The organism is Paenibacillus sp. FSL L8-0470, assembly GCF_038008625.1.
Taxonomy (GTDB): Bacteria; Bacillota; Bacilli; order Paenibacillales; family Paenibacillaceae; genus Paenibacillus_AQ.
The window spans coordinates 6,306,646-6,322,026 of record NZ_JBBOZM010000001.1 but is presented as its reverse complement, the minus strand read 5'-3'; the positions used below and the strand labels follow the sequence as shown (position 1 = coordinate 6,322,026).

Below are 15,381 nucleotides of genomic sequence, written 5' to 3'. Positions count from 1 at the left end.
CGCGGGCCTGTTTGTTTGGCGATAAACTTATGCTGTTACTGCAACGAAATGCAGCAGCTTGCTGCGGAAATCGCCATGCAGCTCGGGAAGCAGCAGGCCGGCATACATCAGCCGGTCTCCGCCGTATATAACGCCGGTTTCCTTAAGGATGTAATCCTTGTCCGGATCAAGTCCCTGAAGACGGAGACGGGGGCGGGCGGTGTTCGGTCCGGCCAGCACACGGAAGTAGCCGGCCAATGCCTCGGACTGGTCCTCGGCGACGAACATCCAAGCCGTTTCATTGCCTTCAAACGGCGAAAGCAGGCGGTACATATCCCCTTGCTGAACAAGCGAACGGATTTCTTTGTAGAAGGCAACCTGGGCAGCGGCTTCCGCCTGCTCCTGTTCGGTGAACCGGGTCAGGTCCAGCTCATACCCGAAGTTGCCGGACATCGCCACATCGCCGCGCATGGAGAGCGGGGTGCTGCGGTGAACCTGATGGTTCGGCACAGCCGAGATATGTGCGCCCATGGCGCTGGCCGGATAGACAATACTTGTGCCGTACTGGATCTTGAGGCGCTCTACGGCATCGGTATTGTCACTGGTCCAGGTCTGCGGCATGTAGTGCAGGATGCCCGGATCGAACCGGCCGCCGCCGCCGGAGCAGCTCTCGAACAGCACATGCGGGAAGCTGGATGTGATTTCTTCCATTACCCGGTACAGCCCCAGCATATAGCGGTGGGCAGTTTCCCCCTGGCGCCCGGGCGGCAGCGACGCGGAGCCGATCTCCGTCATATGGCGGTTCATATCCCATTTGACATAAGTGATCGGAGCTGATGACAATACGCTGCTAACGGCATCTATAATGTAGTCGCAGACCTCCGGCCGGGACAGGTCGAGGATCAATTGATTGCGGCTTTGACTGCGTCTGCGGTCAGGCACATGCAGGCACCAATCCGGATGGGCGCGGTACAGCTCACTGTCGGGGGAGACCATCTCCGGCTCGAACCAGAGGCCGAACTGCATGCCAAGCCGGTTCACCCGTTCCGCCAGATCGGACAGGCCCTGCGGCAGCTTTCGTTTATCCACGAACCAGTCTCCCAGGGAAGTGGTATCATCGTCCCGGCGGCCGAACCAGCCGTCGTCGAGCACGAACAGCTCAATGCCAAGCGCTTGTCCGGCACGGGCGATATCTTCGATCTTGTCCGCATCAAAGCCGAAATAGGTGGCTTCCCAGTTGTTGATCAGCACCGGACGCGGTTCATCGCGGTACAGCCCTCTTGCCAGACGGGTACGGTACAAGCGGTGGTAAATACGGGACATGCCGCCGATCCCCGCATCGGAATAAGCGAGTACAGCTTCCGGTGTCTGGAAGCTTTCGCCCGGCTCAAGCAGCCAGCGGAAGCCGAAGGGATTGATGCCCATCGTGACCCGGGTGGACCCGTATTGGTCCACTTCGGCCCCGGCGCTGAAGCTGCCGCTGTAGACAAGGCTGAAGCCATAGGCTTCTCCGCTGTCTTCCCCGGCATTCGGGGAGAGCAGGGCCAGGAAGGGGTTCTGCTGATGGCTGCTCGCGCCGCGTTTGCTGTCGATGCCCTGATGTCCGCTGCGCAGCGGGGCACGGACCAAATGGCGTTCCCGGGCCCAGGAGCCGGAAAGATGGATCAGCTCGAATTCATCATGCGGGAAATCGAGCGCCAGGGACAAGGCCCGGTTCAGCTTAAGCGGGGCGGTTCCGGTATTGATCAGCCGGGCCGAGCGGATGATGGTATCGAAACCCTTCATGACCGTATAAGACAGCTCGGTCCGAAGGCCGGCAAGTGAATCCTCCAGCACCAGCTGCAGCGTTTCGGCTTCCTCTTCGGTTTCGGCGTATACAGCAGGCAGGCCTTCAAGCGCCGGTTTTCCCTTGAGGATGCTGTGGGACACGTAAGCCAGCTCCGTGACCGTTGTGCCGTTGGCCAGCTCAGCTACGTAAGCGGGCTCCCTGAAATCGCCCGAACCATAGCCCGGATACTCATGGGGGAGTGTATCCAGGGAGAGCGAAGGCTCTGCCGGATCAACGGTGCTGCTGAAGCCCATAGCTCCGGGATCGAATAAATCGGAAATGGCAGAGCTGCGGATTTTTTTGCCCCAATGCAGATGTACGGGATATGTACCGCGGGCCAGGCCGAATACATAACTGGTATTTTCAGTTTGCAGATGGAAGATTTGCAGCTTCGTATCATAATGAATGGACAAGGAAATAACCTCCTAAGGTGGACGCTGAAGTAATGAGACAGCCTCATTATAAGTCTGTTTCGTATTCAAACGTATGGAGGAATGCAGAATGAATATGGAGGAATGTAGTCTCTTTTGCAATTGGATAAAGGGACTGACCTAAAAAAGCAGACCCGGCTGCCCGGATCTGCTTTATGATTAGAGGTTATTCCGCTTGCCGCAATCTTTCAACAACCGTAGCCTTGGTCAGCAGGCTGTAGGAGCTTAGCGTTACAGTGTACGCAATAGCGGCCAGGACCGGAATGACCAGAACAAAGGGCAGCCAGCTGAAATGGTAGACTGTAAAGGCTATATTATCCGCTATGTTTTTAGAAATGATGTAAGTCAGAAATAGACCTAAGGTGGAGGTGATCGCCACGGTCAACAGGATATTGTACATTCCCTCATAGACCAGAACCTTTTTCAGCTGCCGCTTGGTCATGCCGATGCTCTCCAGTAAGGCGAATTCATTTCTGCGGGTGATAACCCCGGTAATAACGGTATTGATATAATTGAGGACGCCTATGAGCGCAATGACAAAGCTGAGACCGTAGCCGACCGTCTGAAAAATGCGGATATACGAGCCAAGCTCCTCCTTGTAATCTTCTCTAGATTTGAAGCCCAGCTCATCACTTGAAGCTACAATTGCCTTAACCTCCTGTTCAACACTGCTCAATTTGGCCGGATCGGCGTGAATGGTTGTTGACAATCCCATAGGCGGATTGCTTTCCGCCGGTAGCTCCTTTGTTAATTCTGAGGCGGGAAGGAAGGTATTGTACCCATAGATTGGATATGATTGAGTAGTTGCTGCATAAAGGGCATCGAGTTTTAAAACGGCCATGACTTCATAACTCTTTCCCAGACCCTGATATTTGATAGAGTCACCGGGATGATAATAAGTTTCATAACTATCTTCCCCATGCATCATAGCCTCTGTCACCAGCACATAGTTACCGGAAGCGAACTTCTGTTTATCGAAGGTTCCTTCAATAACATCCTTCTGCACCAGGTCATACCAGCCACCATCAATGCCGTACAGTTCAAGCATAATGAAGTTATTCTTAAGAGTCTGTACAAGGAAAGGTTCGGGTTGAGGCTTCTCTGCCAGAGGTTTTAGTGCAGCGCGTATCGTGTTATCCAAAGTGTATTTTTCGGATTTATAATATACGCTGTCCACCTGTTCCACTCCGTCAATCTTATCCAGAGTACTTTTGAACGCTGCCGAAAGTTTGTAAGGATCTCCGGCCTGTTCGCCTTCGGTATACACAATAGCGTTATTGCGGATTACAAAGTCACCGGCGATATAAGTCTCCAGGTACTTATTGACATCCAGCGATGAGATCACGGTAAAGATAACACTGAACAAGACCATGCTTAAGGAAAGCGAGGTCAGCATAAGAAACAGCTTCTTTTTATTGCGGAACAGATTGGAGAAGGCCATATTGTAAAGTTTTGCCCCGCGTGTTGAGCGTTTCTTCATCCGCCGTTTCACGCTCACGCCTGCGAATCTGACTGCTTCCACCGGGGAGATCCGTGCGGCCATCCGGCCCGGCTTGCTGGCAGCGATCCAAAGCGTCAGGTAGGAGAACACGGCAGCCCCAATAAAAATCCACGGGCTGGCTGAATTGGAAGCTTCCATAGTTTCAGGAGAGATGTTACTAAGCATTGGGGTCAACCACCGGCCAATACCATAACCGGAAGCCAGGCCAAAGGGCAGTCCGACAAGGTACAGAAGCTGCGCCTGACTAATAATAATTCTCCTCAGTTGTCGCGGCGTGGTCCCGATTGCCTTCAGCAGGCCGTAAAATTTGACATCCCGCACTACCGATATGTAGAAGATATTATAAATCAGCAAATATCCGCTAAGCATGATAATGAGTATGACTCCCATATAGGGAACAAATTTGATGATGTTATCCGAAAGGGAGGAAGTTGTGTACCCCCAGTTTATCCCGATCGGGGCATCTAAACCTGTGTCCTTGAGTACCTTATTGAGCTTTTTTTCGATATCGACGGCATTGCTGAACATCACACTTAGCTCGTAAGTATTCACATAAGAACCGTCGGCTATGGACTTCTCCCGATCGATAGAGGACAGATTCTTGTTTACAAAAGCCTCCGATACCAAAGCCAGCCCAGACATGGCTAGATTTCTGTCCGCATAATAATACCCCGAAACTATAAATTCCTGTTGAATCACGCGTTCCCCGATATCTATATCCAGAGCAACTCGCTGGCCCAGTGCATGCTTGATGCCAAGCTTGTCCATCACCCAGGTGTTCAGCACAACCTCATTTTCTGCGGCAGGCAGCCCGCCTTCAATGAATTTTATAAAACCATGCTTTGCGCTGTTCTCATCCATCTGTAAGACCTCTACCCGACTATCCTTGAACACATCATTTGTTAACTCTCCAGCTTTAAGCGTAACACCGTATTCCCGAATAGAGGGATGTTTCTTCAGTGCTTCGACCTGTGCCGGGGCCAGATATTTGAAGCCTCCGTGGAAGTCAGAGCCAACCGTTTTCATCTGGGCTAATTCCATCGATTTGTTGATGCTTAAGACCATGGTAAAGATGGAGGTAATGAGCAGTGTAGTCAGGATAACCGCGCAGATTACGGCCAGATTGCGCATTGGATTGGCTTTCAGGCTTTTTAGAGCGAGGCGGTTTACAATTTTACGGTTGTTGGTTGTGATCATAACGTCTTAACCCCGGTGGATATCGTCTCGTTGCCGGAAACAATACGTCCGTCTTCAATTCTAATAATGCGGTCGGCAGTCTGGGCGATGGACTCGTTATGAGTAATCATGACAATGGTCTGATTGAATTTCTCGCTCAGCTGCTTCAGCAGAATAAGAACCTCCTGGCTCGTTTTGCTGTCCAGATTGCCTGTAGGCTCGTCAGCCAGAATAATGGAAGGTTTAGTTGCCAGTGCTCTGGCAATCGCAACACGCTGCTGTTGCCCGCCGGAAAGGTTTGACGGCAGATTGTGGATTTTCCCCTGAAGTCCCAGAGCCTGGATCACTTCATCCAGATATTTCTGATCAATTCTGCCGCCGTCCAGTTCTATAGGAAGCAATATATTTTCGAGCACATTCAGAATCGGTACCAGATTATAGCTCTGAAAGATGAAACCAACCGATCTGCGTCTAAAAATCGTCAATTTCTCATCACTCATCGCAAAGATATCGTTCCCATCCACAATCACCTTGCCTTCAGTGGCCCGGTCCAGGCCGCCGAGCATATGAAGCAGGGTGCTTTTTCCGCTGCCGCTGGTGCCGACAATGGCCAGAAACTCGCCTTTCTCAACAGACAGAGAGACATCGTCCAGCGCTTTAACCGTCGTCTGCGGATCTTTGCCATAATATTTCTTGAGGTGTTCAATTTTTAATATAGGCATGGTGATTCATCCTCCATAATCTTTGATGCTCTTAAGATATCAGACAATTCTAACTGGACAGTGTCTGAAATCTGATGATAATGACACATTTAGATTTGGGGGAGAAACATAGACAGCTTTGTTCCTCTGCCTGGCTCGGATACCGCTGTAATAAAACCTCCCTGCATGCTGATAATCTTCCGCGTCAAGTACAGCCCGATTCCAATGCCTTCATATTCCCTGGCACTGTGTCCCCGGTAGAACCGTTTGAAGATGTGCTTAAGCTCATCCTGGGGAATCCCCATGCCAGTGTCCGAAACATCTATCCGGGTAAACATTTCATTGCTTTCAGTCACGATCGAAATTTTACCGCCTGCCTTTGTGTACTTCACCGAATTTTCCAATAGATTAAATAAGGCCTCACTGGTCCATTGCGGATCATGACGGGCTTTTGCAAGGTGATTGCAATCGATATGAATATCGATCTGTTTACTTTCCGCACGGGTATAGATATGGGATACGGCCCGGGTTATCGTCTGAATAACGGGATTGGCCGTGCTGTTCAGGGTGATCATCCCCGTTTCCAGCCGGGACATCTTGACCAGGGAGGTAATCAGCCATTCGAGCTTTTCTGATTGCAGCCCAATATGGCCCACCAGCTGCCGGGATTCTTCATCCAGCTCCGGGACTTCGGCAAGCAGCTGGCTAAAGAGCATGATATTAGATAGGGGCGTCTTGGTTTGATGCGAAATATCCGAGATCAGCTCTTTAATTCTGTTCTTTTCCGTTTCCAGGTTCTGTTCATTCGCTTTGGAAATCTCAATGTAACGCAACAATTTATGCTCCAGGGAAGAGAGGAGGGTTTCGTCAAAATCGGTCATTTTCTCCCGTCCGTAAATCGCCCGGTCCACCATTTCATCCACTGAATTTCTGAAGGCTGTAATTTGCCGCCGCGACGACCAGTTCCAGGCAGCTCCCATGAGGAGCATTAAAGACACGAAGAGGGCAGTGAGTCCCGGGAGAGCCGGATGATCCCCTATTAGAAAAAAGATTACTCCCGAATAACCAAATACCAGAACTACGAAGATTACCGAAAATATAAGGCTGATGTGTTTGGAGTAATCGATCTGTCTGCTGCTTGTCATGGGTTTGGCCTTTCCGCCCACAAATATCCGAGGCCGTAGACTGTTTTTATGTACTGTGGAGCCGCAGGCTCGTCTTCGATCTTGGCCCGCAGCCGTTTGACGGCTACCGTCAGCGCGTTCTCATCCACAAACTCAGCCTCCTGCGACCAGATCTTGTCGATTAACTGTTCTCTATTTAAAATAATGCCGGAGTTCGTGACAAATATTTTCAGCAGCTTCAGCTCGGTTTTGCTAAGGATCAGTTGCTCTTGGTTCTTATAAAACTCCAGCTTTCCGAAATCGAAGCTTAAGGGTCCAATCGTTACTTTGTCCTCGCTGTGCGGGGAAGATCTTTTGAGGACGGCCATGACTCTTGCCCTTAAGACCATCAGACTGAACGGTTTCGTAATATAATCATCGCCTCCCAGCTCAAACCCCGTAACGATATCAGGCTCCATGTCGTTCGCGGTTAAAAAGATAATCGGCACCTGCGAGGTTCTCCGGATCTTCTCACAGTAATCCAGCCCGCTTCCGTCGGGAAGATTGATATCCAGAATAATAAGATCAATCTTAAGGGAAGAGAGAATCAGCTCCGCTGAGGCTATGTCGTAAGCCTGCTGTATAGATAGATCATTCTGGGAAAGGGTCAGGGCGATGCCTTTATTGAGACTCCGGTCATCTTCAACGATTAACAATGTCTTCAAGGTGTGTGCTCCTTTGTTCCTCTGCATGCTGCAGAAGCTATATTAAGGGATACCTGCAACAATTATACACACTAGCGATGTTTAAAGTCTCTCCCGGCAGAGAGTTCGGCTTGTTTCCGCCTCCGGCAGCCTGCAGTCCTACACCTGCCCCGACTAAGGTCCAGTTCATAAAACCGTCCACGGTCTGTTTTGAAAGTCTGCGGTTTACCCTAGAATAAGGTTATAAGGTTGAGGTCAACGAAAGGCGGTGAGAAAATGCAAAATAGAAAAGGTAATGGACTTGCGGTTGTGCTGATCGTGCTCGGAGCAATAATGCTGATGGGTATTGCGCTTCCTCTGATTCACGGAGTCTTCAGACTTCTCTTCCCGGTATTGCTGGTTGTTCTCGGGTACTACGGAATTAAAAGCGGACGCAAAATTATCGGCTGGATCGTAATGTTCATCGGTGTTATGTCGCTGATTGCCAAGCTTTCCTGGATCATCGGACCCCTGCTCGGTATCGCGCTTGTGGTTTGGGGAATCTCAGTACTGAAGGGCAAACAAAACAGAACATACTAAGTTTTTAGAAGTTTACTTACTAAGAAGCAGGGAGGGAGCAGGAAATCATGAGTGTTTTTCGCCGCATGAGGGATATCACCGTAGCTAATCTAAATGAACGTCTGGAACAAAGCCAGGACCCCGTGAAGCTGATTGACCAATTTCTCCATTCAACCCGTGAAGAAATCGGTGAAGCTGAAAGACTGTACCAGCAATATGCTTCCCACACGAAGCAATTGCAGCAGCAAGTCAACCAGGCAACGGCTATGAAGAATAAGCGTGAAGAACAGGCGCTGCTGGCACTTAAGGCAGGAGAGGATCATCTCGCCAAGCTGGCTTTGCAGGAAAAGATCATTCACGAGGAAAAGCTGGAGCAGTACAGCGGGCTGCTGGAACAGAGCCAAGTATCGCTGTATGAGCTGGAAAGCCAGCTTAATGAGCTGAAAGTCGAATATCAGACCGTATATAACAAACGCCAGTATTATGCAGCACGGATGGAGTCGCTGAGACTTCAGCAGCGGATGAACCAAAGAGCCGGAACCTACGGCAACGGCGGTGATGTTCCCAAGATGTTCGGACGGCTCGAGGACCGGATGAACGACTGGGAGCTGGAAGCAAAAAGTCTGCGCGATTTGCGCCGGATGGGGCAGGAATACGCAGTGCAGGCTGGAGAAACTGTAGCAACTGTACTGGAAAGAGAAATGGCCCGTCTGAAGGAGAAGCTTAACAATGACGGAAAGGAGTAGTACTATGAGCCGATTGTACCGTTCAACCCGTGACAAGGTAATGACAGGGCTTGCAGGAGGAGTGTCCGAGACTCTCGGTATTGACTCCACCCTGTTCCGGATATTGCTCTTGGTCAGCATCCCCTTTACCGGGGGCGCAACGATTCTGGTGTACTTTGTTGCAGCGCTTGTCATTCCCAAGGAGCCAACGCAGTATAATCCTTTTGGCCCTGGACCCGGAGCTCCGAACGGCCCTTATGGCGGCCCTTACTCCGGAGGACCTGGATATGGACGCGGCCCGCAAGGCCCGCAGGGTCCTCATGGACAGGGAGGATATGGTCCGAATAACGGTCAGCCGGGCTATAACCCCGGTTATGACAAAGCAAATGCTTACTCGGCCCCGGACTCCGGTCTGGATGCCATGATGAAGGATATTGAGAAGAAGGCCCTGCAGAAAGAAGTCGAAGAGCTTAAACAAAAACTTGCTAAATACGAGAAGGGAGAAGTGTAAAACATGGGAGTATTTCAACGGATTAAAGATATGACAAAGGCGTCGGTAAACGATTTGCTGGATAAGGTAGAGGACCCAATTGTAATGCTGAACCAATATCTGCGCGATATGGAGGCAGAAATTCACGAAGCTGAGGTTACCGTAGCGAAGCAAATGGCCAATGAGCGCCGGATGAAGCAGCGTGTCGATGAAGCAGCCAAAATGTCCGGACAACGTGCCGCACAGGCTGAGCTTGCCCTGAAGAATGGCCAGGAAGAAGTAACCCGCAAGCTGCTGGAGGAAAAAATCTATTTCGACCAAAAGCAGGTTGAATACAGCGATCTTCATGCTCAAGCTGAAGTGCAAGCCAAGGAACTGGTACAGCAGCTGCATGACATGAAGGATGAGTTCTACAAACTGCGCAACAAACGCAATGAGCTGGTATCCCGTGCACAAATGGCGAAAGCCAAGAAGCAAATGTCGCAAATCAGCAGTGTTCATGCCATCGAAAGCGGCAGTGCATCGCTCGGATTCCACCGTATGGAAGAAAAGATCATGCAGCTTGAAGCGGAAGCAGATGTTATGCGTGCCCCTTACAGCCCTTCGGCCGGTGTATACAGCAAGCCTGTAGATGCCGAGAAGCAGCTTAAAGTGGATGAGCAGCTCGCTGCACTTAAGAGCAAGCTGAACACAACTTCTGCATCCCCGTCACTTGACAAAAAAGAATAATAAGCCAGTTCCTAAACAATAGGCGTATATGATATGCTGAACAAGGTAAAGCCATACGGTATGGATTCTCCATACCGGTATGGCTTTTGTAGCGGGATGCGGCTATAGGTGGAAGTTTCTCCAATTCATGATGCATACAATCATTGATTGGAGAAACTTCAACATTAATCAGTTTTGCTGCGCAAAACTTAAGTTTATGCTTACGAAGTCAGTTTTGCTGCGCAAAACTTTTAGGAGGTGCGAAATGGATAAACGAAACCGTTTGATTGCCATCGGACTGATTGGAATAGGCTGCTTGATGATATTTGGCAGATGGCTCGGCTTTTTCTCCATTGTCGCGCTCCTGCTCCTGCTGCTGGGGATTTACCGGACGACATCGGGCAGGGTGAAGCAGGGTTATACTTTGCTTGGAGTCGGTGCCGTACTGCTGCTGCTGGATCATTTGCTGCTTGTATTGGGGATTTGTCTGATCTCACTGGGGATGTTTTTTGTAAAGTCCAAAAGAATGCAGAAACGCGGCGGGTTCATGCAGAAGCAAAGCTTCTCTTCCCGGTTTGACTGGGACCTCTCTCCATGGGTGATGCGCAGTCTGAGTGCATGGCATGTGATGGGTGAAGCCGATGTGGATCTTTCGCTGGCTATGGCGGAGGATAAAGAGACCATCATGCTGTTTCAGGGCATTTTTGGCGATATGGATGTTCATTTGTCGGAAGACTACGGTGTGGAGATTGAAGCCTTTGTGCTGTTCGGCTCGATCGAATTCGGCAGCCATCGGGATACCGGAATGCTGAACCGGCTCAATTGGAAATCGGCCAATTATGACATCAGCGAGAATAAGGTGAAGATTAATGTATCTTATTTAATGGGCGACCTGGATATAAGCATGTCCTAAAAGGGATGAGCGTTAGCTAAGAAGGGAGGGCTCCCGGCGTGGAGGAAAAGAATAGGAGCATGGTAACACGCAGCATGGGCGAGGGGGCTCTGTTCTCCTTTGTCATGCTGCTGGTTATCCTGTACATTATGTATACATACGGATATTTGCAGCCCTTTGAAAACTGGAAGATCGGGGTAAGAACGGCGGTGACGCTAATTCTGCTGCCGATGGTTTTCGGAATTGGCTTCGGTTTCTACCAGAGCTTCCGCATCAAGCGCAAGCTGGAGCGGCTGCGGGCAACACTGGTAGCCTGGGAGAAAGGAAATCTTACCCCGGCTATGCCGGAACTGGGTACGGATGAACTGGGCAGGCTTGGCTTGCAGCTTGGCCGGATCAGCGGCAAGTGGGAGAACCAGGTGAACACACTGCAGCGGCTGTCCACCAATAACGCCAAGCTTGCCGAACAGGCGCGCGTATCGGCGATTATGGAGGAAAGGCAGCGGCTGGCACGTGAGCTGCATGATGCTGTATCGCAGCAGCTGTTCGCGATCTCCATGACGGCGACGGCTGTAGGCAGAACGCTGGAGAAGGACTTTGACAAGGCACAGCGGCAGATTGCGCTTATCGAGGAGATGTCCGCCGTAGCCCAGTCGGAGATGCGGGCACTGCTGCTGCACCTGCGTCCGGTGTACCTGGAGGGCAAAGGTCTGGAGCAGGGGCTGCAGGAGTTGATTAAGGAACTGGAGATCAAGGTTCCTATGGAGATTGTGTTTGAGATGGACCCGGATGTACATCTGCTTAAAGGGATCGAGAATCATTTGTTCCGCATTGTGCAGGAGGCCATTTCCAATACACTGCGCCATGCCAAAGCGGATAAGATGGAGATCCGGCTGCACCGCCGGGGAGATACCGTGCGCCTCACACTGCGGGATGACGGGATTGGCTTCGAAATGGATGAGAGTAAGCAGACTTCCTACGGACTCTCCAATATGCAGGAGCGGATCAATGAAACCGGAGGCTCCATTCAATTTATCACCGCACCCGGCAAAGGGATGCGCATTGAAATTACTGTACCACTAGTTAATGAATAAGGGGGCAAGGGCAAACCATGGAGATAGAGGAAGCGGAAGCAATCAAAGTACTGCTCGTGGACGATCATGAAATGGTCCGGATCGGACTTGCTGCGGTGCTTGGTACCGAGGACGGAATCGAAGTCGTGGGCGAAGCAGGGAGCGGCGAAGAAGGCATCCGGCTGGCCCAGGAATATAATCCGGATGTGGTACTGATGGATCTTGTGATGGACGGCATGGACGGCATTGAAACAACGAGACAACTCCTGAAACTTTATCCGGATTGTAAGGTAATCGTGCTTACCAGCTATTTGGATGACGAAAAAATGTACCCGGTCATTGAAGCCGGAGCCTTCAGCTATTTGCTGAAAACCTCGCGGGCCAGTGAAGTGGCGGATGCCATCCGTGCGGCGGCAAGAGGCCAATCGGTGCTGGAGTCGCAGGTAGCTTCCAAAATGATGAACCGTTTCCGTAACAATGCCAAAGGAGAATCACCTGCCTATAAGGAGCTTACCGAGCGCGAAATGGAAGTGCTGAAGCTGCTGGCCCAGGGCAAATCCAATCAGGATATTGCTGACCAGCTGATTATCGGGATCAAAACTGTGAAATTTCACGTAACGAACATTCTCGCCAAACTGGGTGTGGAAGACCGGACCCAGGCAGCTATATATGCTTACAAGAACGGTCTGGCTGAATAACAACCTCAGGAAGTATATATCCTCTTGAACCTGGACATCCTTTCTAGTAGATTACTAGATTGGTTCGAGAGGGAGATGTGGAGATGAAGCTGCGGAACAGAGGAAGAGGGAAGGCCACATTAGCGCTGCTATTCATGTGTATTGCGGCACTATTACTGGCGGGGTTCCGCAGTGGGGCAGGCGGAGAGGCTGTGACGGCATCGGCTGCAGCTGATGTTATCATTTCCGAAGGGGCTGGACTGGAACAAGGTCTGGAACTGCTGGTTACAGCCGGACGGAAATCCACTGAACCGGGATCTTCGCTGCGGCTTGTGCTGAAATGGCAGGGGGAATACAGCGGTAACGCTGCAGAATCTGCGAAAGCCGCTGCCGGCCTGGCTGAACGTCTCGGACTTGGAACGCCGGAGCACAGTGAAGAAGATGGACACACAACCTTCCGTGCTGCCGCATCCTTTAACCCATCAGGGAAAACCTCCCTGTTCTGGAGCGGGATTGACCAGAGCCGCAGCTATGTGATCGTAACCCTTGAAACGGCTGATCTGCTCAAGGCAACGGCATTTCAGGCAGCGGCGCAAGAAGCGGGTGTGCAGATGCAGGCTGCCGGCATCGAGCCGGAGTGGAATGTTTCCCTTCAGGGCGTGGCTTCCACACAAGGAACCCCGCGCGAAGCGCTTGTTCATACAGAACAGGCCATCGCTGCCGCGATCTCCGGTTTGCAGGCGGTGGAAGATTATGAAGACGAAACCACGTACAGCCGCTCTTACAGTGTCCCGGGTTTGGCGCGTTATGTGAGCAGCGGGAAGCATGCTGTCGCTATGCAGACAGCTGTTCATAAGAACGGCAACAACAACAGCAACCGGGTAACGATTGGGTTGCCGCTGATCACGATTGAATATTAGGGCAGATTCGATGAAATCCGAAGGTAATAGACATTAATTGTTATATAAGCTGGACTATGTAAACGAATAAGAAAGATTAATGGAAAATTACGAAATCCCGAGAAAAACTGTCAGGAATGTGATAGCATCCTTTCTGCGAATATGATAAAATGACATCACGCCGTCATGCGTTTTTTATAATTTGACGGACGTTGAGAATGATTGTCAACTATATTACATACAGAGAGATGAGGAGCCATGGCTGAAAATCAAACCCTTGATGCACTGCATACACCCGGCGCTGTATTTTTTATCTTTGGGGCAACCGGAGATCTAGCCCGGCGTAAGCTTTTTCCGGCGATTTACAGTTTATACCGTGAAGGTAAGCTGACACATGATTTTGCGGTAATTGGCGTGGCTCGGCGTCCCCGCACCCAGGAGGAATTCCGGGAAGATGTGAAAGAGTCCATTCGCGAATTCTGCCGCTACCAGGCGGGAGATGCTGCTGAATGGAATGAGTTCGTGCAGCATTTTGAATACAAGTCTTTGGACATCAATAATATCGACGGCTTCCGCGAGCTCAACGCGCAAACGGAGGCAATCGAAGAGAAATTCCGCATTCCTGGCAACCGTCTGTTCTATCTCGCCCTTGCTCCTGAGCTGTTCGGCAGCGTATCGTTCAACCTCAAAGCCGGTGGCATGCTGCAAAGTTCAGGCTGGAACCGTCTGGTGATCGAGAAACCGTTCGGTTACAATCTTGAGTCTGCTGAGCAGCTGAACGAACAGATCCGCCAGGTGTTTAAGGAAGAAGAGATTTACCGGATCGACCACTACCTGGGCAAGGAAATGGTGCAGAACATCGAAGTCATCCGTTTTGCGAATGCCTTCTTTGAACCGCTCTGGAACAACAAGCATATCGCCAACATTCAGATTACCCTCGGTGAAACCGTTGGGGTGGAAGAGCGCGGCGGATATTACGATCATGCGGGAGCGCTGCGCGACATGGGCCAGAACCATATTTTGCAGCTGCTGACGATGATCGCTATGGAACCGCCAAGCCGTTTGCTGGCTGAAGATATCCGTGATGAGAAGGTCAAGGTACTTCGTTCGTTGCGTCCGTATGCTTCCTCCGATGAAGTGCGCGAGAACGTGGTGCGCGGTCAGTACACCCAAGGCTTGTATAAAGGCAAGACCCTTCCGGCTTACCGCCAGGAAGACAAAGTGGACCCTGAATCCAATACCGAGACGTATTTCGCGGCGCGTGTATTTGTGGACAACTTCCGCTGGGCAGGTGTTCCTTTCTACATCCGTACCGGTAAACGTCTCCCGGTGAAGACGACGGAGGTGGTTGTAGAGTTCAAGGGTATGCCTACCAATGTTTATTTGGGTCAAAAGCATAACCTCGAGCCCAACCTGCTCGTTATCCGCGTGAATCCGATGGAAGGCATCTATGTGAAGATTAATGCCAAGAAACCGGGCTCGGAATCAGAAATTCAGCCGCTGGCTATGGATTTCTGCCAAAGCTGTATGGTGGGGATCAACTCGCCGGAAGCTTATGAGCGTCTGCTGCATGATGCGGCGCGTGGAGATTCGACCTATTTCACCCGTTGGGATGAGGTTTCATCGGCATGGTCGTTCGTGGACCGTATTGCCAAAGCGTGGAAGGAAGAAACGGCTGATCTGGCTTCGTACCCTGCAGGTTCGTGGGGGCCGGTGGAAGCCGATCAATTGCTGGCTCAGGAAGGTTTCCATTGGTGGCCAGTGAACGGACAGGAAGAAGACAATGTGGTCTGGCGGGTTAACAGCTAAGACCTGAATAAGCTGCAAGATTTTAAGCTCCCCCTGCAGAGGCTGCAGGGAGAGCTTTTTTGCGATACCCCCGTTAGCGTGGGGACGGGTTTGTCCAAATATAAGAATTTATATGTTTCACACGATA

General features: G+C 50.9%; 14 protein-coding genes. 9 read left to right on the top strand and 5 right to left on the bottom strand.

The window, feature by feature from the left end; genetic code table 11:
• Positions 1-27: 27 nt before the first annotated feature.
• The 5 genes from NST99_RS28710 to NST99_RS28690 form a co-directional block, all read right to left on the bottom strand.
• Positions 28-2,220: an alpha-galactosidase gene (locus NST99_RS28710; protein WP_341096268.1), complete on the bottom strand. Its 2,193-nt coding sequence runs from the start codon at positions 2,218-2,220 to the stop codon at positions 28-30.
• A 184-nt stretch (positions 2,221-2,404) separates the two neighbouring features.
• Positions 2,405-4,936 (bottom strand): FtsX-like permease family protein, encoded by a 2,532-nt coding sequence (locus tag NST99_RS28705; RefSeq protein ID WP_341096265.1) that lies wholly within the window; start codon positions 4,934-4,936, stop codon positions 2,405-2,407.
• Entirely contained in the window at positions 4,933-5,637 is a 705-nt protein-coding gene (locus NST99_RS28700; protein WP_341096263.1) for an ABC transporter ATP-binding protein, read from the bottom strand. Before NST99_RS28700 ends, NST99_RS28705 begins: the two co-directional genes overlap by 4 nt.
• A gap of 89 nt (positions 5,638-5,726) precedes the next feature.
• Positions 5,727-6,761 (bottom strand): sensor histidine kinase, encoded by a 1,035-nt coding sequence (locus NST99_RS28695; RefSeq protein ID WP_341096261.1) that lies wholly within the window; start codon positions 6,759-6,761, stop codon positions 5,727-5,729.
• Positions 6,758-7,444: a response regulator transcription factor gene (locus NST99_RS28690; protein ID WP_341096258.1), complete on the bottom strand. Its 687-nt coding sequence runs from the start codon at positions 7,442-7,444 to the stop codon at positions 6,758-6,760. The genes NST99_RS28695 and NST99_RS28690 overlap by 4 nt, the downstream gene beginning before the upstream one ends.
• A 255-nt stretch (positions 7,445-7,699) precedes the next feature.
• Here NST99_RS28690 and NST99_RS28685 point away from each other — a divergent pair, with 255 nt between their 5' ends.
• The 9 genes from NST99_RS28685 (at position 7,700) to zwf (ending at position 15,254) form a co-directional block, all read left to right on the top strand.
• Positions 7,700-8,002 carry a LiaF transmembrane domain-containing protein gene (locus NST99_RS28685; protein WP_341096257.1) on the top strand — a complete coding sequence of 101 codons (303 nt, stop codon included), beginning with the start codon at positions 7,700-7,702 and terminating at the stop codon, positions 8,000-8,002.
• A 47-nt stretch (positions 8,003-8,049) separates the two neighbouring features.
• Positions 8,050-8,727: a PspA/IM30 family protein gene (locus tag NST99_RS28680; RefSeq protein ID WP_341096255.1), complete on the top strand. Its 678-nt coding sequence runs from the start codon at positions 8,050-8,052 to the stop codon at positions 8,725-8,727.
• 4 nt (positions 8,728-8,731) lie between these two features.
• The gene (locus NST99_RS28675) at positions 8,732-9,217 is read left to right on the top strand and encodes a PspC domain-containing protein (protein WP_341096253.1); all 486 of its coding nucleotides are present in this window, start codon (positions 8,732-8,734) and stop codon (positions 9,215-9,217) included.
• A 3-nt stretch (positions 9,218-9,220) separates the two neighbouring features.
• Positions 9,221-9,925: a PspA/IM30 family protein gene (locus NST99_RS28670; protein WP_341096252.1), complete on the top strand. Its 705-nt coding sequence runs from the start codon at positions 9,221-9,223 to the stop codon at positions 9,923-9,925.
• A gap of 244 nt (positions 9,926-10,169) precedes the next feature.
• Positions 10,170-10,817: a cell wall-active antibiotics response protein LiaF gene (gene liaF, locus NST99_RS28665; RefSeq protein WP_341096250.1), complete on the top strand. Its 648-nt coding sequence runs from the start codon at positions 10,170-10,172 to the stop codon at positions 10,815-10,817.
• A 59-nt stretch (positions 10,818-10,876) separates the two neighbouring features.
• Positions 10,877-11,890 carry a sensor histidine kinase gene (locus tag NST99_RS28660; protein ID WP_379145701.1) on the top strand — a complete coding sequence of 338 codons (1,014 nt, stop codon included), beginning with the start codon at positions 10,877-10,879 and terminating at the stop codon, positions 11,888-11,890.
• Between the two features lie 17 nt (positions 11,891-11,907).
• Entirely contained in the window at positions 11,908-12,567 is a 660-nt protein-coding gene (locus NST99_RS28655) for a response regulator transcription factor (protein WP_341096248.1), read from the top strand.
• Positions 12,568-12,650: 83 nt separating this feature from the next.
• The gene (locus tag NST99_RS28650; RefSeq protein ID WP_341096247.1) at positions 12,651-13,466 is read left to right on the top strand and encodes a YwmB family TATA-box binding protein; all 816 of its coding nucleotides are present in this window, start codon (positions 12,651-12,653) and stop codon (positions 13,464-13,466) included.
• A gap of 237 nt (positions 13,467-13,703) precedes the next feature.
• Positions 13,704-15,254, top strand: a complete 1,551-nt coding sequence (zwf, locus tag NST99_RS28645) for a glucose-6-phosphate dehydrogenase (RefSeq protein WP_341096244.1) — start codon at positions 13,704-13,706, stop codon at positions 15,252-15,254.
• Positions 15,255-15,381 lie beyond the last annotated feature (127 nt).